The organism is Flavobacterium sp., assembly GCF_031409475.1.
Lineage (GTDB): Bacteria > Bacteroidota > Bacteroidia > Flavobacteriales > Flavobacteriaceae > Flavobacterium.
Genome location: NZ_JANNXH010000008.1, coordinates 131,333 through 152,088 on the forward strand (window position 1 = coordinate 131,333; position 20,756 = coordinate 152,088).

25 protein-coding genes and 1 pseudogene are annotated in these 20,756 nt (G+C 32.1%); 12 read left to right on the top strand and 14 right to left on the bottom strand.

Features of this window, described 5'->3' with window-relative positions:
• Nucleotides 1-62 precede the first annotated feature (62 nt).
• The 3 genes from RMO53_RS01915 to RMO53_RS01925 all read left to right on the top strand — a co-directional run bounded on the left by RMO53_RS01915 (nt 63) and on the right by RMO53_RS01925 (nt 3,687).
• Nucleotides 63-893 carry a type VI secretion system tube protein Hcp gene (locus tag RMO53_RS01915; RefSeq protein WP_310377661.1) on the top strand — a complete coding sequence of 277 codons (831 nt, stop codon included), beginning with the start codon at nt 63-65 and terminating at the stop codon, nt 891-893.
• A 74-nt stretch (nt 894-967) separates the two neighbouring features.
• Nucleotides 968-2,161 carry a hypothetical protein gene (locus RMO53_RS01920; RefSeq protein ID WP_310377662.1) on the top strand — a complete coding sequence of 398 codons (1,194 nt, stop codon included), beginning with the start codon at nt 968-970 and terminating at the stop codon, nt 2,159-2,161.
• 38 nt (nt 2,162-2,199) lie between these two features.
• Nucleotides 2,200-3,687, top strand: coding sequence for an aminotransferase class V-fold PLP-dependent enzyme (locus RMO53_RS01925; protein ID WP_310377663.1), 1,488 nt, complete (start codon nt 2,200-2,202; stop codon nt 3,685-3,687).
• A gap of 66 nt (nt 3,688-3,753) precedes the next feature.
• Here the strand turns inward: RMO53_RS01925 and RMO53_RS01930 are convergent, their stop codons facing one another.
• Complete coding sequence (locus RMO53_RS01930; protein ID WP_310377664.1) at nt 3,754-4,623, bottom strand: lysophospholipid acyltransferase family protein; 870 nt, start codon at nt 4,621-4,623, stop codon at nt 3,754-3,756.
• Between the two features lie 130 nt (nt 4,624-4,753).
• Here RMO53_RS01930 and RMO53_RS01935 point away from each other — a divergent pair, with 130 nt between their 5' ends.
• On the top strand, nt 4,754-5,392 hold the full coding sequence (locus tag RMO53_RS01935; RefSeq protein ID WP_310377665.1) for a rhomboid family intramembrane serine protease: 639 nt from the start codon (nt 4,754-4,756) through the stop codon (nt 5,390-5,392).
• A 50-nt stretch (nt 5,393-5,442) separates the two neighbouring features.
• Entirely contained in the window at nt 5,443-6,129 is a 687-nt protein-coding gene (locus RMO53_RS01940; protein ID WP_310377666.1) for an SIMPL domain-containing protein, read from the top strand.
• Nucleotides 6,130-6,460: 331 nt separating this feature from the next.
• Here the strand turns inward: RMO53_RS01940 and RMO53_RS01945 are convergent.
• The 5 genes and pseudogenes from RMO53_RS01945 to RMO53_RS01965 form a co-directional block, all read right to left on the bottom strand.
• Nucleotides 6,461-6,847: pseudogene (locus RMO53_RS01945) on the bottom strand (TlpA family protein disulfide reductase); the annotation flags it as partial.
• A gap of 18 nt (nt 6,848-6,865) precedes the next feature.
• Nucleotides 6,866-7,630: a DUF4369 domain-containing protein gene (locus RMO53_RS01950; RefSeq protein WP_310377667.1), complete on the bottom strand. Its 765-nt coding sequence runs from the start codon at nt 7,628-7,630 to the stop codon at nt 6,866-6,868.
• Nucleotides 7,631-7,726: 96 nt separating this feature from the next.
• Entirely contained in the window at nt 7,727-7,966 is a 240-nt protein-coding gene (locus tag RMO53_RS01955; protein ID WP_310377668.1) for a hypothetical protein, read from the bottom strand.
• Between the two features lie 169 nt (nt 7,967-8,135).
• Nucleotides 8,136-8,576, bottom strand: a complete 441-nt coding sequence (locus RMO53_RS01960) for a KTSC domain-containing protein (protein ID WP_310377669.1) — start codon at nt 8,574-8,576, stop codon at nt 8,136-8,138.
• A 150-nt stretch (nt 8,577-8,726) separates the two neighbouring features.
• The gene (locus RMO53_RS01965; protein WP_310377670.1) at nt 8,727-8,975 is read right to left on the bottom strand and encodes a hypothetical protein; all 249 of its coding nucleotides are present in this window, start codon (nt 8,973-8,975) and stop codon (nt 8,727-8,729) included.
• Between the two features lie 94 nt (nt 8,976-9,069).
• Here RMO53_RS01965 and RMO53_RS01970 point away from each other — a divergent pair, with 94 nt between their 5' ends.
• Genes RMO53_RS01970 through RMO53_RS01980 form a run of 3 tightly spaced genes read left to right on the top strand, consistent with a single transcriptional unit; the run spans nt 9,070 to nt 9,988 of the window.
• Complete coding sequence (locus RMO53_RS01970; RefSeq protein ID WP_310377671.1) at nt 9,070-9,612, top strand: hypothetical protein; 543 nt, start codon at nt 9,070-9,072, stop codon at nt 9,610-9,612.
• Nucleotides 9,609-9,764, top strand: coding sequence for a hypothetical protein (locus tag RMO53_RS01975; RefSeq protein WP_310377694.1), 156 nt, complete (start codon nt 9,609-9,611; stop codon nt 9,762-9,764). Before RMO53_RS01970 ends, RMO53_RS01975 begins: the two co-directional genes overlap by 4 nt.
• 2 nt (nt 9,765-9,766) lie before the next feature.
• A complete protein-coding gene (locus tag RMO53_RS01980; protein ID WP_310377672.1) occupies nt 9,767-9,988 on the top strand; it encodes a hypothetical protein in 222 nt (73 codons plus the stop codon).
• Between the two features lie 99 nt (nt 9,989-10,087).
• Here RMO53_RS01980 and RMO53_RS01985 read toward each other — a convergent pair whose 3' ends face one another.
• The 8 genes from RMO53_RS01985 to RMO53_RS02020 all read right to left on the bottom strand — a co-directional run bounded on the left by RMO53_RS01985 (nt 10,088) and on the right by RMO53_RS02020 (nt 17,533).
• Nucleotides 10,088-10,801: a GYF domain-containing protein gene (locus RMO53_RS01985; RefSeq protein ID WP_310377673.1), complete on the bottom strand. Its 714-nt coding sequence runs from the start codon at nt 10,799-10,801 to the stop codon at nt 10,088-10,090.
• 36 nt (nt 10,802-10,837) lie between these two features.
• Entirely contained in the window at nt 10,838-11,038 is a 201-nt protein-coding gene (locus tag RMO53_RS01990) for a YqaE/Pmp3 family membrane protein (RefSeq protein ID WP_310377674.1), read from the bottom strand.
• 25 nt (nt 11,039-11,063) lie between these two features.
• Entirely contained in the window at nt 11,064-12,464 is a 1,401-nt protein-coding gene (mnmE, locus tag RMO53_RS01995) for a tRNA uridine-5-carboxymethylaminomethyl(34) synthesis GTPase MnmE (protein ID WP_310377675.1), read from the bottom strand.
• A gap of 154 nt (nt 12,465-12,618) precedes the next feature.
• Complete coding sequence (dnaN, locus tag RMO53_RS02000; RefSeq protein ID WP_310377676.1) at nt 12,619-13,737, bottom strand: DNA polymerase III subunit beta; 1,119 nt, start codon at nt 13,735-13,737, stop codon at nt 12,619-12,621.
• 106 nt (nt 13,738-13,843) lie between these two features.
• On the bottom strand, nt 13,844-15,529 hold the full coding sequence (gldG, locus tag RMO53_RS02005; RefSeq protein WP_310377677.1) for a gliding motility-associated ABC transporter substrate-binding protein GldG: 1,686 nt from the start codon (nt 15,527-15,529) through the stop codon (nt 13,844-13,846).
• Entirely contained in the window at nt 15,529-16,254 is a 726-nt protein-coding gene (gene gldF, locus RMO53_RS02010; RefSeq protein WP_310377678.1) for a gliding motility-associated ABC transporter permease subunit GldF, read from the bottom strand. The genes gldG and gldF overlap by 1 nt, the downstream gene beginning before the upstream one ends.
• Nucleotides 16,255-16,329: 75 nt before the next feature.
• The gene (locus tag RMO53_RS02015) at nt 16,330-16,626 is read right to left on the bottom strand and encodes an antibiotic biosynthesis monooxygenase family protein (protein WP_310377679.1); all 297 of its coding nucleotides are present in this window, start codon (nt 16,624-16,626) and stop codon (nt 16,330-16,332) included.
• 79 nt (nt 16,627-16,705) lie between these two features.
• The gene (locus RMO53_RS02020; protein ID WP_310377680.1) at nt 16,706-17,533 is read right to left on the bottom strand and encodes an SAM-dependent chlorinase/fluorinase; all 828 of its coding nucleotides are present in this window, start codon (nt 17,531-17,533) and stop codon (nt 16,706-16,708) included.
• 124 nt (nt 17,534-17,657) lie between these two features.
• On the opposite strand from RMO53_RS02020, the gene RMO53_RS02025 reads away from it, so the two are divergent.
• From RMO53_RS02025 to RMO53_RS02040, 4 genes are all read left to right on the top strand, one after another.
• Nucleotides 17,658-18,155, top strand: coding sequence for a hypothetical protein (locus RMO53_RS02025; protein WP_310377681.1), 498 nt, complete (start codon nt 17,658-17,660; stop codon nt 18,153-18,155).
• Between the two features lie 21 nt (nt 18,156-18,176).
• A complete protein-coding gene (locus RMO53_RS02030; protein WP_310377682.1) occupies nt 18,177-19,127 on the top strand; it encodes a PhoH family protein in 951 nt (316 codons plus the stop codon).
• 247 nt (nt 19,128-19,374) lie between these two features.
• Complete coding sequence (gene tnpA, locus RMO53_RS02035; protein ID WP_310377683.1) at nt 19,375-19,836, top strand: IS200/IS605 family transposase; 462 nt, start codon at nt 19,375-19,377, stop codon at nt 19,834-19,836.
• Nucleotides 19,837-19,922: 86 nt separating this feature from the next.
• Nucleotides 19,923-20,735: a Cof-type HAD-IIB family hydrolase gene (locus RMO53_RS02040; protein ID WP_310377684.1), complete on the top strand. Its 813-nt coding sequence runs from the start codon at nt 19,923-19,925 to the stop codon at nt 20,733-20,735.
• The last annotated feature ends 21 nt before the right edge of the window (nt 20,736-20,756 follow it).

Below are 20,756 nucleotides of genomic sequence, written 5' to 3' on the forward strand. Positions count from 1 at the left end.
TTTTGAACTCAAAGTATCTAGTACTAAACAACAAATAAACAACAATTTAAAAATTAGAAATCATGAAAAAAATTAATTTTAAAGCAATTGCTTTTATCGCCATTACAAGTTTAACAAGTCAATTATTCGCACAAGATGCAACTACTAAAGCGTTGGGAAAAACAATGGCTTCAGACGATTGGCAACAAGCAGCAAGTACTAAGGCTACAGGTCAACACATTAAAGAAGGTATTATAACATGTCGAGTTGTTGCAACTGCTGACGGATGTTCCATTGTTTTTGAAAATGAAATTGTAAGCCCAAGAGATGCTGCAAGTGGACTTCCAACTGGTAGAAGAATGCACAAGCCGTATAGTTTTGTAGTTAGCGCAACTGATAATTCAGTAACCGCCGTAAAAAGCCCACGCGATGCAGCAAGTGGTTTAGCCACAGGTCGAAGAATGCACAAACCCGTGCAACCTATTTCGACGGAACTTGATAAAGCTTCTCCAAAATTAATAGAAAAACTAGTGCAAGGTAAAACAAGTTCAAGTTCAGAAATTGCTATTGACGAACCTGGAGTTCACAAAGAATCTGGCTCAGGAATGGGATCAGGAAAAGTTTCAGTGAGTGATCTAAGTATTATGAGTGCAGGTAAAGCTACTTTTAAAGAGTTTACAATTACCAAAAGATGTGATGGAAAAATCACTAAAATTGTATGTCCAGACGGCGAATGTAATATCCCGCTAGGTGATTGTCCTGATGGTTCATGTTCTATAACTGCAGACTGGAGTTGGGGAATGACAAATCAAGGCACTACAACACATGGTAGTGGTTCTGGACGCTGTGCCGTTGATTTTTTATTAGAAATTAAAGATGGAGCTTGTTGGGATCTTGCAGTACAAAAAAAATAAATAAATAGAAAAAAGGAAGTAGCAATGCTTCCTTTTTTTTATTCTAAAAGATTTCAACCTTAAATAATATTCTTATGAATAGAATTTTACTTAATTACTTCACACAATTTAGTATTCATACTAATTTTAAATTTGTAAATTCAAATTTATTAAAACAAATTTTAATTTTAGTTTTTATAATTACTTCTGGAAATTTAGTAGCACAAACTGATGCTATATTCAAAAAAGACAGTACAGAAATTAGATGTAAAATTCTAAAAGCAACACACACAAAATATTCCTACGCTTTTATCAATCCCAAAAATAAAGTAGTAAAAACTACTATTTTAAAATCAGTTGTTGATACCATACAATATGATAAGTATGATCAAAATTTAATGGATCATAAACTTTTTAACAAAACTGAACCTGTTGCAGCCACAGAGGAAGAACCAGTAAAAGCCTATCAATTTACTTTTAGTATTGGTTTTAATTTAGGAAATGTATTAGAGTTTAATCCGCCTTCGGGTTTAGATAAAAAAACTTTTTCTGCTACCACTGCATTAGATTTAGGATTAGATTATTACAAAGAAGGCAATCGTTTTGCCATGACAAACGAGTTGCATTGGAATTTTTCTATTCAAAAATCTGGTATAACTGGAGCAAATCATATTCAAAGAATAGCCGATGAGTTAAATACCCTCCACGATTTTTCATATACATTGACCAAGAACAGTAAATGGAATGTTAATTTAATTGTCAAAACAAATACTTCAATTTTTACTATTTATGATGGCGACTATTTTAAAGATTATAATAACAACGGGAAAATACAGGGTTTTATAAGTCCGTACGAAGTAATCCTATCTCCTGGAATCAAATACCAGCCCAATGATTATTTTCGGCTCTCATTTTCACCTTATTCTGTTAATCTTTATGGCTTGAGTAGCCAGCAAATAGCAAACACTGGTTTTTATACACAGACTTTTGATACAAATGGTGATTACGACCTGTTTGTATTCAATCAAGTGGGAGCAGACCTTAATATTTGGTACGATAGAAAATATAAAAAATGGTTAGAAATGCAATATCGTTTGGGAATTTCATCGGATTATTTATCAAAAACCGCAATTAATGCTACATTAGATGGTTTGTTTATTACTAAATTTAAAATCATTAAAAATGTATCCTTAGCACACCGAGCAGTTTTAAAAGGAGATTTTCTAGTTAAACCATTTAAACCCTATTACAAACAAACTATTTTATTGAGTTATTCAAAAAGTTTTTAAGTTGAGATTTGTATCTTTGGAATAAAATTAATAATAAAATGATCGCCAAAGAAATACCAACTCATCTAGAACACTATTTCGATCAGTTTCGAGAGAATATTATAGGAATTGATCAAGAGTTTGTTTCACCTTATGGCAAACAAAAAATAATATATACAGATTGGACTGCAAGTGGAAGATTGTATCGTCCAATTGAAGAAAAATTGATGAACGATTTTGGTCCTTTCGTTGCAAATACCCATACCGAAACTACAATTTCAGGAACTGCAATGACCATGGCTTATCACAAAGCTAGAACTATTATTAAACAGCATGCAAATGCAAGTATTGATGATGTACTTATTACTGACGGAACCGGAATGACAGGTGTTGTAAATAAATTTCAACGTATTTTGGGTTTAAAAATTCCCGAAAACCTTAAAGATTTTATTACTATTCCTGCAGCAAAACGTCCAGTTGTTTTTATATCGCACATGGAACACCATTCTAATCAAACATCATGGCTAGAAACCATTGCAGATGTTGAGGTGATACCGTCTTGTGATGAAGGGTTATTTAGTATTGAAAATCTAGAAAAATTATTGCAAAAATATAAAGACAGGAGCTTTAAAATCGCCTCTATAACTTCCTGCTCCAATGTTACAGGGATTAAAACGCCGTATCACGAAGTAGCAAAATTAATGCACAAAAATAACGGACTGTGTTTTGTAGATTTTGCTTGTTCTGGACCTTATGTGAAAATAGATATGCATCCGGAAGATCCAGAAAGTTTTTTAGACGCAATATTTTTTTCGCCACATAAGTTTCTTGGTGGACCAGGAACATCTGGAGTGTTGATTTTTAATAAAAAATTATACCAAAATTTAATACCAGATAATCCCGGTGGCGGAACGGTTTCATGGACGAATCCATGGGGAGAACACAAATACATTGACAATATTGAAGAACGAGAAGACGGTGGAACGCCGGGTTTCCTGCAAGTTATAAAAACTGCTTTAGCAATTCAGTTGAAAGAAAAAATGGGTATTGAAAACATCTTAAAACGAGAACACGAAATCGTAGATTTTGTTTTTTCAGAAATTGGAAACCTACCTAATATAAAAATTTTGGCCAGTCAACATCAAGAAAGATTAGGAGTGATTTCATTTTATATAGAAGACATGCATTTCAATTTAGGCGTAAAATTGCTCAATGACAAATTCGGAATTCAAACCCGTGGCGGTTGCAGCTGTGCAGGAACTTACGGACATTATTTATTGAATGTAAATCAAGAAACTTCTCATAATTTAGTATGCCAAATTGATTCTGGTGATTTAACATTAAAGCCAGGTTGGATTAGAATGTCAATTCATCCCACAACTACAAATGCAGAAATTCAATTTGTTTGTGATAGTATAAAAACATTGGCTGCAAACCACCAAAGCATGGCAACCGATTATATTTATGATAAAATTTCTAATGAATTTATTCATAAAAACGCAAAACCATTAGAAAAATTAATGGTCCAAGAGTGGTTTAAAGTTTAAAAAATATTAGATTTTTGGTATTCTATTTCTGCAATGGCTATTTGTAACCTGCAACCCTCAATCTAACTATCTTTTGTGTTTCCAGCGTTTATGGGTCCATAAATAATATTCGGGTGCATCCAGTACTTGATGTTCTACAAGTTTTAGAAAACGGTCTGTGATTTCATAATTAGATTCTGATTTTGTATTTTCAGAAAGGACTTCGAAAGTTGCATTGTAATAGCCTCGTTTTATTTTTTTTACTTTTAGAAAAACGATATTCATATCATATTTTTTGGCAAGCATTTCAGCGCCAGTATGCACCGGAACCTCTATTCCCATGAATTTTTGCCAATGAAAAGTAGAAGATATTCTAGGCGATTGATCACTTGCAAAACCATAGGTGCTTAATTTGTTTAACTTATTATTTTCTATAATAACCGGAATTGTTTCTTTGGTAGTTATAAGTTTTGCTTTAAATCGTAATCTAATATCTCGAACTAATTTGTCAAAATAAGGATTTGCTATTTTTTTATAAATTCCATAGCCTTCAAAATTTATAATTGAATTTACTGAAATTGCCCATTCATAACTGGCATAATGTGCCATCATTATGGCTATACTTTTTTGTTTTTCTTCTAAATTTTTATAAACTTCAATATTTGTAAATACAAATCGTTTGTTAATTTCCTCTTTAGAAATGGTCATTGTTTTTATCATTTCTAGAAACATATCGCACAAATGATGAAACGATTTTTTTTCGATAATCAATCGTTCCTGAACGCCTAAATGAGGCATTGCAAGAGCCAAGTTTTCACGAACCGTTTTTTTACGGTAACCAATTACATAATATACAATTACATACACCACGTCCGAAAATAAATAGAGTAACGGAAACGGTAGCATTGATATGCACCATAAAAATGGATAAACTAGATGGTAAACTATAAAACGCATTGTAGGATAATATTTTTGTAAATATAATTCAAAAATTCCTTTTCTAGGATGGTTTAAGTCTCGGGATATGATTTTGTAAACATATTATTAATTAAATTTGCATTCAAAATTAAAACCAATCAACGTATTTATGAGTACTATTTTAATTGTAATTATTGGAATAACTGTTTTATTTAGTTTCAAAGGATTTAACGACCCATCTTTTTTCCGAAAGTTTGAATTTCATATTGGAAGTATTCGGTCTGGAGATCAAATTAGGATGATTACATCTGGATTTTTGCACGCGGATATGGGCCATTTATTTTTTAACATGTTTACACTTTATATGTTTGCACCTGTAGTGATACACTATTTTGGTTCGGGTTCTTTTTTTTTAATTTATCTCGGAAGCCTTGTATTTGGTAGTTTGTTGACGTTGTTAATGCATAAAAATGAGTATAGTTATAGAGCTATTGGCGCATCTGGTGCAGTGACCGGAATAATTTATTCGGCTATTTTGTTGCAGCCTGATATGATGTTAGGTTTATTTTATGTAATTCCTGTTCCAGCTTATCTTTTTGGTATTGGTTATTTATTGTATTCAATTTATGGAATGAAAGCCAAAAATGACAACATTGGTCACACGGCACATTTTGGTGGGGCAATAGGTGGATATTTGATAACATTAGCAAAAGAGCCTTCTATGATTTTAAACAATACTTTAATGGTTATTTTATTAGCGATTCCTATTTTAGTGCTTTTTGGAATGTCAAAAGCAGGAAAATTATAAATGGCATAAGATTTGACTAGTAATTTAAAAACAAACTAAATTTTTATAAAATGAAAAGATCAATTTTAATTTTGTCCGTATTATTTATGACAATGTCAAATGCACAAGAAATCAAACAAGTTCCTATGATTAATGTTTCTGGCGAAGGAAAAGTAAAAGTAATTCCAGACCAAGTTTCTATTTCAATTTCATTAGAAACAAAAGGAACAAAAGCCGATGAAGTAAAAAAAGAGAATGATAAAAAAATGGATGTTGTTTTAAAATTCATCAAAAAATCAGCAATTGCTAAAGAAGATTTCCAGACGCAACGCGTTTCATTAAATCCAAATTATGACTACGAAAAAAAGAAACACAATTATGTCGCTACGCAAACTGTTCAAATTTTACTCAAAGACTTATCAAAATATGATGTTTTAATGGAAGGATTAATTGAAGCCGGTGTAAACAGAGTTGATAATGTAATTTTTAAATCTTCTAACATGGCACAACTTCAATCCGATGCTAGAAAACTAGCCATGAAAGACGCAAAATCTAAAGCCGAAGATTATGTATCTGTTTTAAATCAAAAAGTAGGAAAAGCAATTACCATTTCAGATAACTCCCAAGTTTATTATCCTCAACCGGTACTCTATGCTATGAAAAGTATGGCAATGAATGATAGTGCTCCAAGAGAAACGCTGGCTGCAGGTGAAATAGAAATTACCGCTAATGTAAGTGTGAGTTTTATTTTAGAATAAAAAGTTAGAAAGTTTAGTTAAAAACAAAATCCTGAAAATTTTCAGGATTTTTTTTGTAATCTATTCGTGGGGAGAGCAGTCCCGATGCATCGGGAGAACCTGCGAAGTTCACACAGCAGATTTGCAGTCTGCCCTCGCTGGTCGCTTGAGTACCTCTCCAATTTCCTAATTTGTTGATTTATAGGCGATTCTGGGTTGCAAATATTAAAACTGTTCTGTAGTTTCCAAATTAAATTAGCACTTAATTATGCCGTTATTTTTATGGTGTTGACTATGAATAAAATAAAAAAATCTCCATTTAGGAGATTTTAATTTTTTGCTTAATATCAGTTTATATACTTAATAGCTCAACAACTTTTGACCGAAGCGCATCGCCTTTTAAGTTTTTTGCAACTATTTTTCCGGTGGAATCCAGAATAAATGTTGACGGAATTTCTTGAACTTCGTATTGTAAAGCAATTGGTTCATCCCAAAATTTTAAATGCGAAACGTGAATCCAACTTAATTTATCATTTGCAATGGCTTCTTTCCATTTTTTTGAATCTTTGTCCAGTGAAACACCCACAATATTCAACCCTTTTGAATGAAAATCTTTATATATTGAAACCAAATTAGGGTTTTCGATTCTACAAGGTTTACACCAAGAAGCCCAAAAATCAACTATAGTTATTTTTCCTAAACTTTGATTCAGTGTAATTAATTTTCCTTCTGGATTAGGCGCTGAAAAATTTGAATTTCAGTTGCTTGCTCCTACACTTGGTGGTGGAGTTGCTGCAGCTGGCATTTTAGATTGTTCAAGTCTAGTTTTTATTGCTTTTCCTGGTTTTGTAGCCTTTAATGTTTCGTCTAGACCTTTATATAAAGATTCAATTTTTTTCATATCAACAGCTGGATCATTCATCATTCCTTGAACAATTAAAGCACTTATGAAGGCTTTCGGATGAGTTTCAGCATAACCAAAATATTTCTTCTTTGAATCGGTACTTACTGCTTCTTGAATTTTTGCAAATTCTTTCATTAGTTTGTTAATTACAACGGTATCCTGAGTTTGTTGCGCACTAGTCATTATATCAGCATTTTTCTTTTGAAAATCTACTAATTTTTTTTGCATAACTTCAAGATCTTTAGTGAATTTAACATATTCATCGTTATTATAAGTTCCAGAAACTTTAGATTTTTGTATGCTGTCTTTATCAATAGCGATGGTTACTTCTTGACCGTCTTCTAATATAAGTAGTACTTTACCATTAGCAGATTCAAGTTGTAAAGTATGGAATGAAGGTTCGGTAATTTTACCTTTGAATTCAAATTTACCATTTTCAACTTTGACAGTATCTAATGCAATTAATCCTAAACCGTTAGCATCTTGTGTTTCTAGAATTATAGTTTTGCCGTTATCGATTCCTTTTGCAGTTCCGGTAATTAAGAATTCCCCTTTTCCAACATTGCTACAAGAAATTAAAAAAACAGCAGCCGAAAGTAATAAAATTATCTTTTTCATTATTTAAAATTAATTAGTTATTTGTTTTAAGTCTGCAAAAGTATTTAAAATTATAAAGTATCTATAATTTTAAGACCTAAATTTTTGTTATAGTTTTTAACCTTGGTTTATATTGTATTTTAATTCACATTTTTTCAATGAAAATTCAGCATGTTCGATTTCATTCATAGTTATTTTGATGTCCATATTCATGGTTCTTAACTCTTTGTGTAAGCCAGCATTTATTGGGCTTGACTCCAGTTTTAAATTCAATTCATCTAATTCTTTGTGCAGTCCATCAAGTGTTTTTTTTGCAATTCTATATTGTGATTTATATAAGCTACAAGGATCGTCCATAGGTTGTTATTTTAATAAATTTTTTTAAGGTTGGCTAACTTACTTAAAATAAATTACATAAGCAATAATAATTTCATTTAGTTGTATATTTTTGTAAATAAATAGCTATATATTCAAACAAAAAAAGCACTCTATTGAGGAGTGCTTCATGAATTTATTTAAAAAAAATCTAATCTTGGTTTGTTGTTTTTCTCCAAGTAAAAGAGTTTAAAATATGTCTTTTTGCAAATCTTCCTGGTGAATCTGCGTTTACCATTTTAACATAAGTAGCTTTTGGAACGCTGATGTATTCGTAAACACTTCCGTTCGAAAAGTTGATAATTAATCTCCCATCAACAAATTTATAATCTGAAATTGTAGACGATGCAATGGTCTGTGTGTATTCAGGTAAGTTTAGTTTTATGGTTTCAGGATTGATGCTTACTAGAAAGTGGTAGGCTTCGATTATTTTTTTACTGTTCTCTTCTGCTTCTTTCAAACCTTCCTCATTACCCTGAAATTTATCAGGATGTGATTCTTTCATTGCATTTCTATAAATGGTTTTGAGATCTTTTAATTCTGCAGTTTTGTCTACATTTAACAATTTTCTGAATTCAACTATTTTTTTCATAAATAAGGTAACTACTTGTCTTTTAATAAGAAACTAATCTAATTTAGTTTCAAAATCGACAATTTTTTGCAAAGGTACACTTTTTTTTATGTTTTTAGTTATTGGCAAATAAAAAATCAAATTAGTTGCTGATTTTCTGGATTAATCCTCTTATTGTTGTGGTTTATTATTCGCCTTATCAAAGTTTTTTGACTTTTTAGGGTATTTGTTATAACTTATGTCGCTAGGGTTTTCTATTACAGATTTTATGGTAATCCAATCCCCAATACTATGCTTAGCCTGCACCATTTTATAATCTAAAAGATATTCACCACAAAAAAAATTGTTTTTATCATCCTTTTCTATAATGCCTGTAAAAACGCCTTTTTGCAACATTTTTTCTTCTGCAGCTTTTGTCATAATTTTAATAGTTTTTAAATAAATCTCAAAGTGCAAAGTTAAACAAATAATAGTAGTTTTCGAAAGTTCTTCACTTTCTGATTACCTTTGTTTTATGAAGATTAACTTTAGGCCTAATCCAAATTCGTTTAAAAATACTTTTTGTGTTTTCAAAGAGGAAGAAATACAAATCTTGGAAAAATTAAGCGTTCAATACCAAAGCAAATCAGGAAGTAAATATTATTACACCGAAAAAGGAATGTATCGATTGTCTAATCATTGGGGTAGATTAGCCAATAGCAAGTGGCGTTTAGAACCATTTGCTATAGAAACACCGTCTAAAATTAAGCTTGGTTTTGCTGATTGGAATGAATTTTATCCTGACAATGCTACTGAAAAATTATATTATCTCGAAGCTGATTTTGCAAACAATACGGTAAAGTATCAACACAAAAATAATCCAAAATACGATAATAAAGCGGTGCTTCGCACTAGTTTTGAAACCTCAAAAAGAATCAAGCAAGTTCGAAATTTATTCAATTTGACATCTTGGGCCAAGTATTTTGAAAATGAGGATATAAATGATTTGAGAATAAAAATAATTACCAATTTAATTTTTACCAATAAAACGCTAGAAGAAATAAAAAGAGAACTATGATGGGACGCAACAACGAACGAAATATAAAAAAACACAACGATAAGTTGCATAAAGAACAAGACAAAGTCAAAAATGCTAAAATTCTTCGAAAAGAAAAATTAAAGCAGATTACTAAAAAATTCAATGATACTAAAACACAAGAGGATCAATAGTTATGGAGAACGATAAATTCGCAGTTTTAAAAACCAATGTTCAAGAAATAATTGATTTAATTGCCAATAAGCAGAACAAAGCTGCAAATAATAAACTGGTTGAAGTGAGCGATTTGCTTGATGAATTGCTCGACTTTTCAGACGAAGACGAGGATTTAATAGAAATAAGTAAGTATCAAGTTTTATTAAATCAGTTGCACCAAAAAATAGCCGAATTGAATTAGGGGATACATTTTCTTTATGATTTTAGTTCTGAGGTACTGTTTTTATCAGTATTATTTCTAACGTTTATCTTGTGGTAATATGTTGATTGATATTAAAAATCACTTTATTTTCTCTAATTCTAATTTCAGCAAACTGGATTCTTTTTTTAATTTTTCAATTTCCGTAGTAAATAAATCAATATCGTTTTCTAAAGCGCTAATTTGCTCATTGCGTTCCTCTGATGTTCTCAATATTTTAAAGCCATTAGCATCTTCAAGTTTGGTTTTAGCATCATTCAATTTATTTAAATTGGTTTCGAGCAACGTTTGAATTTCTAAAAGTCTGTTGTTTATGGTTTCCTTTCGTTCTTTAGAAGCACGTTCGGCTTCTAATTGTTCTTGAAGTGCGAGTTGTGTTTTTTGTTCTTCGATTTCTTTTTGTTGTTGTAGGTATTGATAATTTCCAACTTCGGTTTTATGATTTCGAATTTCAAATTCATCACTTCTGTTTTCTTGAAATACATTAGAAACAATGGTAAAAATCGATACAACTAGAACTCCCAAAACCACAAAAAACGTGTTTTTTGACAATCCCAAAATTCTTTTTTTCTTTCCTTTTTTTTCTAATTTTATCGTAGAATTTGGCACAGTATCAAAAGCAGGAGGAACTACTACAAAAATAGTTTCTAACGCTAGTATTTCGCCAGCAGTTTTCCATTTTTCTAATCCTTCGTGCCATACAGGCGTTGATTTTGTTATTTTTTTAGCTTTCAATTCTTCTAAATCAAATGGACCGCTACTTTGGGTTCCATCATGTAGGAAGTATTTTTTCATAAACGGTATCTTTATTTAATTAGAAATCAAAATTATCTAATTCGTTTTCATGTTCTTGATTATTTTATTCGTTCTTCTGTCTGCGTACATTCGGTTTAAAGCTGTAAATGCCCATATAAACGCAGGAATCCAACCAATAATTGTGAGTTGTAGTACTAAACAAATTACGCCTGATAAAATCTTGCCTTGTAACATCAAGGATAGCCATGGCAGAAAAAAAGCTAAAACATATCTCATAATTTCTATTATAAAAGTTAAGAATTTACTTTCCGATGCAGAAATTGGCAAAAATATTGCCCAATAATTCATCATTGGTAACTTGCCCAGTAATCATTCCAAAATGGTACAAAGCTTCTTTAATATCTAATGCCATCAAATCGCTAGACAAGTTGGTTTGCAGCCCATATTTTACTTTTTGGATTTCGTCTAACGCTTTTAAGAGCGAATCGTAATGTCTTGTGTTAGTAACTATTGTCTCGTTATTGCGTAATTCGCCGGTATTGACAAAGGAGAGTAATTTATTTTTGAGTTCGTCGATACCAATATTTTGTTTGGCGGATATGGTTTCAGGTTTCAGGTTTAAAGTTTCAAGTTGTTGTCGAATATTTAAAATTTCTTTATCCGATAATAAATCTATTTTATTAATAACAACAATAAATGGCTTTAAGGGATATTTGTTTTTTACTTTTTCTATTTCGGTAATGTATTCCGAACCTGAAACCTGAAACTTTAAACTTTCAAACAAATACAAAATGACCTGTGCTTGCTCAATTTTTTCGAATGTTTTTCTAATTCCAATGCTTTCAATATGGTCTTCAGTTTCCCGAATTCCTGCAGTATCAATAAATCGAAAACCAATGCCGCCAATGACTAATTCGTCTTCGATTGTGTCTCGTGTGGTTCCTGCAATTTCCGAAACTATAGCACGTTCTTCGTTCAATAAAGCATTCAGTAAAGTTGATTTCCCTACATTTGGTTCACCTACAATGGCTACAGGAATTCCGTTTTTGATGACATTCCCAACTGCAAAAGAATCAATCAAGCGTTTCAACACAAATTCTATTCTATTCAATAATTCGTGAAATTGAGTTCTATCGGCAAACTCCACATCTTCTTCGGCAAAGTCTAATTCGAGTTCAATTAGCGAAGCAAAGTTCAATAGTTCTTCACGAAGTTTTGCAATTTCGTTTGAGAAACCACCACGCATTTGTTGCATTGCAATTTGATGAGATGCTTCATTATCGGAAGAAATCAAATCGGCAACCGCTTCGGCTTGTGATAAATCGAGTTTGCCATTCAAGAAAGCACGAAGCGTAAATTCTCCTGCATTTGCCATACGACAGCCTTTGCGGAGCAATAATTGTATGATTTGTTGCTGAATATAAGTAGAGCCATGACACGAAATTTCAACAGTGTTTTCACCTGTATAGGAGTTTGGACCTTTAAAAATAGAAACTAAGACTTCATCAAGTGTTTTAGAGTCATCAATAATATGTCCTAAATGTAAAGTGTGGGTTTTTTGTTTTAATAAATCTTTGTTTTTTATAGAGCGAAAAACACTATTGCCAATAGTAATTGCATTCTCTCCTGAAACCCGAATTATGGCTATCGCTCCAGCTCCAGAAGGCGTTGCGAGTGCTACTATAGAATCGTTGTATAACAAAGTAAGTTTATTTAACTATTATTTAAAAGATTTTTATCAATGCTTAAAGCTGTAAATATACAAAAAGCTTATTTGTTTATATTCGAAAAAAAACCGTCTTGTTTATAAAAACTAGACGGTTTTTTAAATATAAAAAATGGTTTGGTTAGTTAACTTAATTATTTAACATTACAGGCATTACAAGCATGGTTACTGTTTCTCCATCTTCTAATCCATCAACAGGAGTTAGGATTCCGGCTCTATTTGGCAATGACATTTCGAGCATAATCATGTCTGATTGCAGGTTAGTCAACATTTCTGTAAGAAAACGAGAGTTGTAGCCTATTTGCATATCATCACCTTGATAATCGCAAGTCAATCTTTCTTCTGCTTTGTTTGAGTAATCAATATCTTCGGCGGAAATATTCAATTCGGCTCCAGCAATTTTCAACCGAATTTGGTGTGTTGTCTTATTCGAAAAAATTGCCACACGACGAACTGAATTCAAAAATTGAGTACGATCAATCATCAATTTATTTGGATTTTCTTTAGGAATAACCGCTTCGTAATTTGGATATTTACCATCAATCAAACGGCACATTAACACATAATTATCGAATGAAAAAGTAGCGTTTGAATCATTGTATTCGATTTTAACTTCGGCATCGGCAGCACCTAGAATATTTTTTAAAATAGTCAAAGGTTTCTTTGGCATAATAAAATCGGCAACTTGTGAAGCTGTTACATCGGTACGTGCATATTTAACCAGTTTGTGAGCATCGGTAGCTACAAATGTTAATCCTTGAGGTGAAAACTGGAAAAATACACCTGACATTACAGGACGCAAATCATCGTTTCCGGCAGCAAAAATGGTTTTGCTTATGGCAGTTGCTAAAACATCGGCAGGAACTAAAGTTACAGATGGTTCCTCGAGGTTTACTGATTTTGGAAATTCCTCTCCTGGAGCATACGCTAATGCATATTTACCAGAATTAGAACTAATTTCTATTGTACTATTTTCTTCGATTATAAAAGTTAACGGTTGTTCTGGAAAAGTTTTAAGAATTTCCAAAAGCAACTTTGCAGACACAGCAACACTTCCTTTACTTGTTGAATCAATTTCTAAGGTAGCAGACATGGTTGTTTCTAGATCAGAAGCAGAAACCGTCAAGGTTTTGTGATCTAAATCAAAAAGGAAATTATCTAAAATGGGTAATGTATTGCTACTGTTTATAACACTGCCTAAAACTTGTAATTGTTTTAATAAGTAGGAACTTGATACTATAAATTTCATTTGTTTTGTTTTAATTTTTCAGGGTGTAAAACACTAATTTTTGGTACACCATCATGATACAAATATATCGTAAACTATTTTAGTATAAAACTTTTTTTATTAACATCTATTTGCTGTATTTTCTTTTTCTAAAGTAGGCAAATGCAATTCCAAAAATCAATAAAATTAGAATTGGTAGCCCGATAGTTATGAATTGTATCGTGGTATATTTTTCATAAACTTTTTCTTTATCTAATAATGGTAAATCAAGATCTTTGCTTCGAATGTTAATAAGTCCATTATCGTCAAGCAAATAATTGACACAATTCATGAGGAAATCTTTGTTGTCATACAAATTTCCTGAGCGTTGATCATAACCTAACTCAACGGGTTGACCGTTTTTATCGAGTTGATTTCGAATCAAATCTCCATCAGAAATTACAATCATTTTTGTAAGTTTACCATTAGTCATAAATGTTTTCTGATCAAAGGGTAAAACCCTGTTTTCAAAAACTGATTTAAAATTTCCTTCTAACAAAATCGAAAGTGGTATGTTTCCCTTGTTTAAATAATCATTAGCTGAGGTTTCCTCTACGACCATATTCAAATTCACTTCTGTTGGAGTGCCTGTATTCTTTGAATATTGTGAAGATTGTAATAGTACTGTTTTCTTGATTCCGTTTTTTAAAGTGTCTATTGGATTGGCAAAATCGAACTTTATTCCACCCAAGCTTTTCACAATAGGATGTTGGCTTTCTGGATAAACTTGTGGTGCAAATTTCCAATTAAATTCTTGAAATTGTGTTGCACTTCCTTGTTCGCCAGTAGCTAGTTTTATTGGGCTTCCTTGCTCATCTTTTACCAAATCAGGATTTATTCTAAATCCGTATTTAAAAAACATATCGTTTAAATTCAAATCTCTAGGAAAGGCCAGAGTAGCTCCAGAAGCATTGTACAAACTGTCCATTTCCATATTTACTTGATCAATAAGCCATAAAGTTTTTCCACCATTAATGATAAACTGGTCTAAAACTTGTTTTTCTGCATCAGTGAAAGTTTCGGTTGGTTTGGCAATAATCGCCAAGTCGTATTGTTGCAATACTTCTAAACTACCAGTTGGGTTTCGTGCAACCGAATCTAATGTAAATGGTCCAATGTGGTAACTTTCTCTAGTTTGAAGCAGGAATTTAGCAATAAAAGCTTCTTTTAATTCTCCATTTCCTTTAATTATTGCAACTTTTTTCTGCTTGCTTCGTGTGATTTTATTGATTGCATCAGTAATAGAATATTCAAGGTGTTGTACTGATCCAATAACTTTATCGGTAGTCGAAGCGCCCATTCTATTTTTCAATAACGGAATCGTAACTTCTTTGTTATTGTAAACCGCAATCGCCCATGGAAAAGTCATGGCTTGGGATTGTTTTCCTTTGTCGTCAACCGTTATGTTAATTGGTGTAAGCCCTTTTCGGTACAACTCTTTGATGTGGTCCATGCTTTGGTCTTCGTTTTCCAAAGGGTTTATAAATTCAAAAATAATATTTTTGTTAAAAGCTTGAAATTCTTCCAACAAATCTCTGGTTTCGCTTTGCAAACGCTTAAATTCAGCTGGTAAATCGCCTTCTAAATATATTTTTATGGACAGCGGATTTTCTATTTGTTTGATGATATTCAAGGAAGTTGTCGAAAGCGTGTATCGTTTGTCCTTGGTCAAATCAAAACGGTGGAAAAATTGATTTCCAAGACCATTGATAATCAACAAGATTATAATGGTAATCAACAGCGTTTTGAGGTTGCTTTTTTTAATTGGTACCATTATAATTTAACAGATTTTAATTTATAAACAGTAAGCGAAAGAAACAAAACCGTGATACTCAAAAAATAAATTACATCTCGAGTGTCAATCACGCCACGGCTCATGCTTTTGAAATGGTTTTGCATTCCAATATTTGAAATTAATCCTTCAAAACTAGGAAAAATCGATGCTAAACTTTCGAATCCAAAGTAAAAAAAGAAACACAAAAATACCGCCACAATAAACGCCACTATTTGATTTTCGGATAGGGTAGAAGTGAAGATTCCAATAGCGGAATAAGCTGCAATCAAAAACAATAATCCAAAATAAGAACCCATCGTGCTGCCCATGTCAATATTGCCTTCGGGTGAACCTAAACCAGAAATGACCCAAACATAAATCAATGTTGGGATAATTGACATTACAATCAAAATCAGCGAACCCAGAAATTTCCCGTTCACGATTTGCCAAATACTCAAGGGTTTTGTCAACAATAATTCTAATGTTCCCTGCTTTTTTTCATCCGAAAAACTGCGCATCGTAACGGCAGGAATCAGGAAAATCAAAATCCAAGGTGCCAAAGTAAAAAACGGACTCAAATCTGCAAAACCGCTATCTAAAATATTGTATTCTCCTTTGAAAACCCAAAGGAATAATCCATTCCCAATCAAGAAAACGGCAATCACCAAATAGCCAATTGGCGAACCAAAAAAGGATTTTATTTCTCTTACTACTATTGATTTCATATTGTCATTGCGAGGAACGAAGCAATCTCATTCCGTTTATAGTTTGTTGTTTATTATTGAAAAACGAATCATTAATTACTGCAAACTAACTAATTTGTCAACGCTCCAAGCCTCAGGTTTTTCGTTGAATAACTTCTTGGTAAATGCCCAAACTTCATTAAAAAGCTCCGATTTTCTGTAATTTTCCATGTCTTCTTCGGTTTTCCAATAACTGTATGTAAAGAAAATACATTTGTTAGTTTTGTCTTGATACAATTCCAATAAACGGTTTCCCTGCGCATTTCGTATTTTGTCTTTATTTATTTCGAAGTTTTCCAGAAATGCTGGAATATTTTCTTCGGCGAAGGACATTTTTACTATTCGTATGAACATTTTTTTTGGTTTAAAAGTTTATTGGTTTAAAAGTTTAAAGTTTAGGTGTCAATATGAACAACTTTAAACCTTTTAAACTCTAAACAAATTTAATCGTTATAACATCCCTATAATTCAACCCCAACAAGCTGTTTGCGGAGCCTAATTTTGATGGATTACTCTTAAAAACGGCAATTTCTAGAAAACCCGCTTCGTTAAAAAGTGCGAGTTTTTCGCCTTCATAATTCTTGATTGGATATTTATCTGAACTCGCAATCGCAGAATAATTGGGTAAAATGGTTTTGATGTTTTTGGTTCGCAATACAATTTCATAAGGTCTTCCTTTGGCTACTTCTAAGAATTGTTTTTTAGAAATATTGGTCACCACATTCCCAAAATGGTCAATATAAACTACATACCCTTTTATAGAACTTCCATCATTAGGGACAACTGTCTGCAAATTTGTTACTTGTTTGATGGCTTTTATTTCTTTGCCAATAACGTTCAGCAAACCACCTTTGGCAATATGACAAGCGACTTTTACAAAAACATCTAAATCGGTGGCTTCGTTCGGCAAACGATCGTGAATATTTATGGCTACTATTTTTTGTGGAACAATTTTTTGTGAAAGCATGCTCAAAATACCATTATCGGCAGCTATGAAATAATGGTCGTTCCATTGCATTGCGATATGTTGGTTTTCTTTATTTAATTCCACGTCTACGCCAATGAGATGCACGGTGCCTTTTGGAAAACTTAAATAGGCTGCGCCAATAATGTAACTTGCTTCTACCGTGTTGAATGGGTCAATATAATGCGAAATATCGATGATGGAAGCTTCTGGATATTCAGATAAGATTTTCCCTTTCAACGCACCTACAAAGTGGTCTTTCAAGCCGTAATCCGTAGTAAGGGTAATTATTGACATAAAATTGTTTATAAATAAAACGAAAACCAAACTTAAAACTCATTAAATTTGAGAAATGCAAAGCTAAAGTATTTTCGGCTTTAATTAATTAGAATTTTTTTATTTGAATTTTAAAACAACATATATGATTAAACCAATATTTTTCTTTTTACTAATTTTTTGTACTGTACAATCGTTTTCTCAAAATCTGATTTACAAATCAAACGGAACTATTTTAAACTCCGAAAATCAAAAAATTTCTCCAGACCAAGTTAGAGAATTATTGGCAAATAACCAGAAACTACTTGCAGATTACAATGCAGGAAGAAGTAAAAAAACTACAGGAAATGTATTACTCATAGGTGGTCCAGTATTGATAGTTGCCGATTTAATAACTGCTGTTACGGCAAAAATTGATTTGCAAAACGGCACTGAAAAAGGGTTTCCTACCGCCTTGACTTACATTGGTGTTGCAGCCCTTATTATAGCAATTCCAATTAAAATTGGCTTTTCTAACAAAATAAAAAATGTGGTTACGGATTATAACAATGGTTTAAAAATGGGCAATAATGAATTCAAAATTCAGAAAACGGAGTTCATGACAAATCAAAACGGAGCAGGAATTCGATTAACATTTAATTAATAACTAAAAAAAATAACACTTTTGAACGAAAGAATCATCGAGCTCATAGACATCGCTCCAAAAGATTTTTGGGGCGCTCAAGACACTCATCTTGAAACAATTAAAAAGTATTATCCTAAATTGAAGATTGTTGCTCGAGGCACAACCTTAAAGGCTTTTGGCGAAAAAGAAGTGCTGGATGAATTCGAAAACCGTTTCAACCGCTTGATGCTTCATTTTACACGTTACAACACCATTGACGACAATGTTATCGAAAGAGTGATTCAAAACACAGCACAAGACGATGCTAAAACGTTTGGACACGACAAAATATTAGTGCACGGTGTAGGCGGAAAAATCATAAAACCCATGACGCCAAATCAACAATTACTTGTTGATACCATGAACAAAAATGATATGGTTTTTGCCGTTGGTCCAGCCGGAACAGGAAAAACGTATACTGGTGTTGCTATGGCAGTAAAAGCACTAAAAGAAAAGCAAGTCAAAAAAATTATTTTGACTCGACCAGCGGTTGAAGCTGGTGAAAATCTAGGTTTTCTTCCTGGTGACATGAAAGAAAAATTAGATCCTTACATGCAACCCTTGTACGATGCTTTGCGTGATATGCTACCAAACGAAAAGCTAGAAGATTACATCCTTAAAGGAATTATCCAAATTGCACCTTTGGCATTCATGCGAGGTCGAACTTTAGATCATGCTTTTGTAATTCTTGATGAAGCTCAAAACACGACCCATTCGCAAATGAAAATGTTCTTGACTCGTATGGGAAAAAGTGCCAAGTTCATGATTACGGGTGATCCAGGCCAAGTCGACTTGCCTCGCAGAACTATTTCGGGTTTAAAAGAAGCCTTGCTGGTTTTGAAAGACGTGGACGGAATAGGGATTATCTACCTTGATGACAAAGATATCGTTCGCCATAGACTTGTTAAAAAAGTTATTGATGCCTACAAACAGATTGAAAATCACGATTAGATTATCAAACGGCAGCGCCGTTAAATATTTATAGAAATTGATTTTTTCGAAATAATATTCGACCCCAGCTGGGGTCGAATCTACAATAATTAAAATTGTTTTCTATGAATATTAAATCCCTCTGGGATTTTTGGGACCATTAATTTTTTCATAATTGTAAATAACAGTTTTACCGTTAAATATTTATGAAATCAATAAATATTAAATCACTCTGGGATTTTTGAATAAAAATCAAATCTAAATTTACATGGCAGACACCTATTCCAAAATTTATATACAAGTTGTTTTTTCGGTTCAAAATCGAAAAGCATTGATTCATGAATCTTGGGAAGAAGAATTATATAAATACATCACAGGAATTATCCAAAATAAAGGTCAAAAATTAATTGCCATAAACGGAATGCCTGATCATATTCATATTTTTATTGGAATGAAACCCAACTGTTGTCTTTCGGATTTGGTAAGGGAAATAAAAAAATCTAGTAATTCTTTCATTAATGAAAAGCAATTCACAAAGATTCCGTTTTATTGGCAAGAAGGATTTGGAGCTTTTTCATACGGTTTCAGCCAAATTAATAATGTGGTTCAATACATTAAAAATCAAAAAAATCATCACAAAAAGAAATCGTTTAAAGTAGAATATATTGAATTTTTAGAAAAATTTGAAATAGAATATAAAGAGAACTTTTTATTTGAATGGTTGGATTAATTTTTTGAGAAAATCGTTTGGACTTTTCGTTGTCTCACACTTTGAATTTATGCTAAATTTGGCGTTGTTAAAACTAGAATTTAAAAATGATTAAAGAAAAAATTAAAGTAATAATAACCGATTTAGACGGAACATTACTCAATCCCGCACATCAAATTTCCGAATATACCAAGGCAGTTTTTCAAGAACTTCACGCCAAAAATTATTTGATAATCGTTGCAACTGGTCGACACCATATTGATGCTATGTCATTAGTTGATAATTTGGGATGCCCCGTTTATTTAGTAACCTCAAATGGCGCCCGAATTCATTCGCCTACAAAGGAACTCCTTTTTGAGTTTGATATAAAAAGTGATGCCATAAAATCGATCCTTGATTTAGATATTGACCCTGATATTACAACGGTATTATTCAAAGAAAAAGTTTGGCAAACCAATAAAGAAAACAAAAAGCTGAACAGTTTTCAGACCGAAATGAATTATCCACCAGAGATTGTTAATTTTAAAATTATTGAAGATTTAAGTGCTATTAAAATATTTTTTACACACGATGACCATCTAAAATTAGTAGAGTTAAAGGACAAAATTCTTGAAACACATTCGGCGTTATTTGATTATGCTTTTAGTCTTCCAATATGTTTAGAACTTATGGACAAGTCAGTAGATAAAAGTGTTGCAATAGGCAAAATTTTAGAAAAAGAGAATTTTACTTTTCAGGAAACCCTAACTTTTGGGGATGGTTTTAATGATGTGAAAATGCTTCTTTCTTCCGGAAAATCTTTGATTATGAGCAATGCTGTTGAAGGATTGAAATCTAAACTTTCCCATTTAGAAATAATTTCTTCCAATGAAAATGATGGCGTTGCAGCATATCTGGCCAAAAATATTTTAAACTCTTGAATTCCTTTGAAACGTTAAATC

Coding starts and splice junctions, on each gene's coding strand:
- RMO53_RS01915 (WP_310377661.1), top strand. CDS start 63: ATGAAAAAAATTAATTTTAAAGCAATTGCTTTTATCGCCATTACAAGT.
- RMO53_RS01920 (WP_310377662.1), top strand. CDS start 968: ATGAATAGAATTTTACTTAATTACTTCACACAATTTAGTATTCATACT.
- RMO53_RS01925 (WP_310377663.1), top strand. CDS start 2,200: ATGATCGCCAAAGAAATACCAACTCATCTAGAACACTATTTCGATCAG.
- RMO53_RS01930 (WP_310377664.1), bottom strand. CDS start 4,623: ATGCGTTTTATAGTTTACCATCTAGTTTATCCATTTTTATGGTGCATA.
- RMO53_RS01935 (WP_310377665.1), top strand. CDS start 4,754: ATGAGTACTATTTTAATTGTAATTATTGGAATAACTGTTTTATTTAGT.
- RMO53_RS01940 (WP_310377666.1), top strand. CDS start 5,443: ATGAAAAGATCAATTTTAATTTTGTCCGTATTATTTATGACAATGTCA.
- RMO53_RS01950 (WP_310377667.1), bottom strand. CDS start 7,630: ATGAAAAAGATAATTTTATTACTTTCGGCTGCTGTTTTTTTAATTTCT.
- RMO53_RS01955 (WP_310377668.1), bottom strand. CDS start 7,966: ATGGACGATCCTTGTAGCTTATATAAATCACAATATAGAATTGCAAAA.
- RMO53_RS01960 (WP_310377669.1), bottom strand. CDS start 8,576: ATGAAAAAAATAGTTGAATTCAGAAAATTGTTAAATGTAGACAAAACT.
- RMO53_RS01965 (WP_310377670.1), bottom strand. CDS start 8,975: ATGACAAAAGCTGCAGAAGAAAAAATGTTGCAAAAAGGCGTTTTTACA.
- RMO53_RS01970 (WP_310377671.1), top strand. CDS start 9,070: ATGAAGATTAACTTTAGGCCTAATCCAAATTCGTTTAAAAATACTTTT.
- RMO53_RS01975 (WP_310377694.1), top strand. CDS start 9,609: ATGATGGGACGCAACAACGAACGAAATATAAAAAAACACAACGATAAG.
- RMO53_RS01980 (WP_310377672.1), top strand. CDS start 9,767: ATGGAGAACGATAAATTCGCAGTTTTAAAAACCAATGTTCAAGAAATA.
- RMO53_RS01985 (WP_310377673.1), bottom strand. CDS start 10,801: ATGAAAAAATACTTCCTACATGATGGAACCCAAAGTAGCGGTCCATTT.
- RMO53_RS01990 (WP_310377674.1), bottom strand. CDS start 11,038: ATGAGATATGTTTTAGCTTTTTTTCTGCCATGGCTATCCTTGATGTTA.
- dnaN (WP_310377676.1), bottom strand. CDS start 13,737: ATGAAATTTATAGTATCAAGTTCCTACTTATTAAAACAATTACAAGTT.
- gldG (WP_310377677.1), bottom strand. CDS start 15,529: ATGGTACCAATTAAAAAAAGCAACCTCAAAACGCTGTTGATTACCATT.
- gldF (WP_310377678.1), bottom strand. CDS start 16,254: ATGAAATCAATAGTAGTAAGAGAAATAAAATCCTTTTTTGGTTCGCCA.
- RMO53_RS02015 (WP_310377679.1), bottom strand. CDS start 16,626: ATGTTCATACGAATAGTAAAAATGTCCTTCGCCGAAGAAAATATTCCA.
- RMO53_RS02020 (WP_310377680.1), bottom strand. CDS start 17,533: ATGTCAATAATTACCCTTACTACGGATTACGGCTTGAAAGACCACTTT.
- RMO53_RS02025 (WP_310377681.1), top strand. CDS start 17,658: ATGATTAAACCAATATTTTTCTTTTTACTAATTTTTTGTACTGTACAA.
- tnpA (WP_310377683.1), top strand. CDS start 19,375: ATGGCAGACACCTATTCCAAAATTTATATACAAGTTGTTTTTTCGGTT.
- RMO53_RS02040 (WP_310377684.1), top strand. CDS start 19,923: ATGATTAAAGAAAAAATTAAAGTAATAATAACCGATTTAGACGGAACA.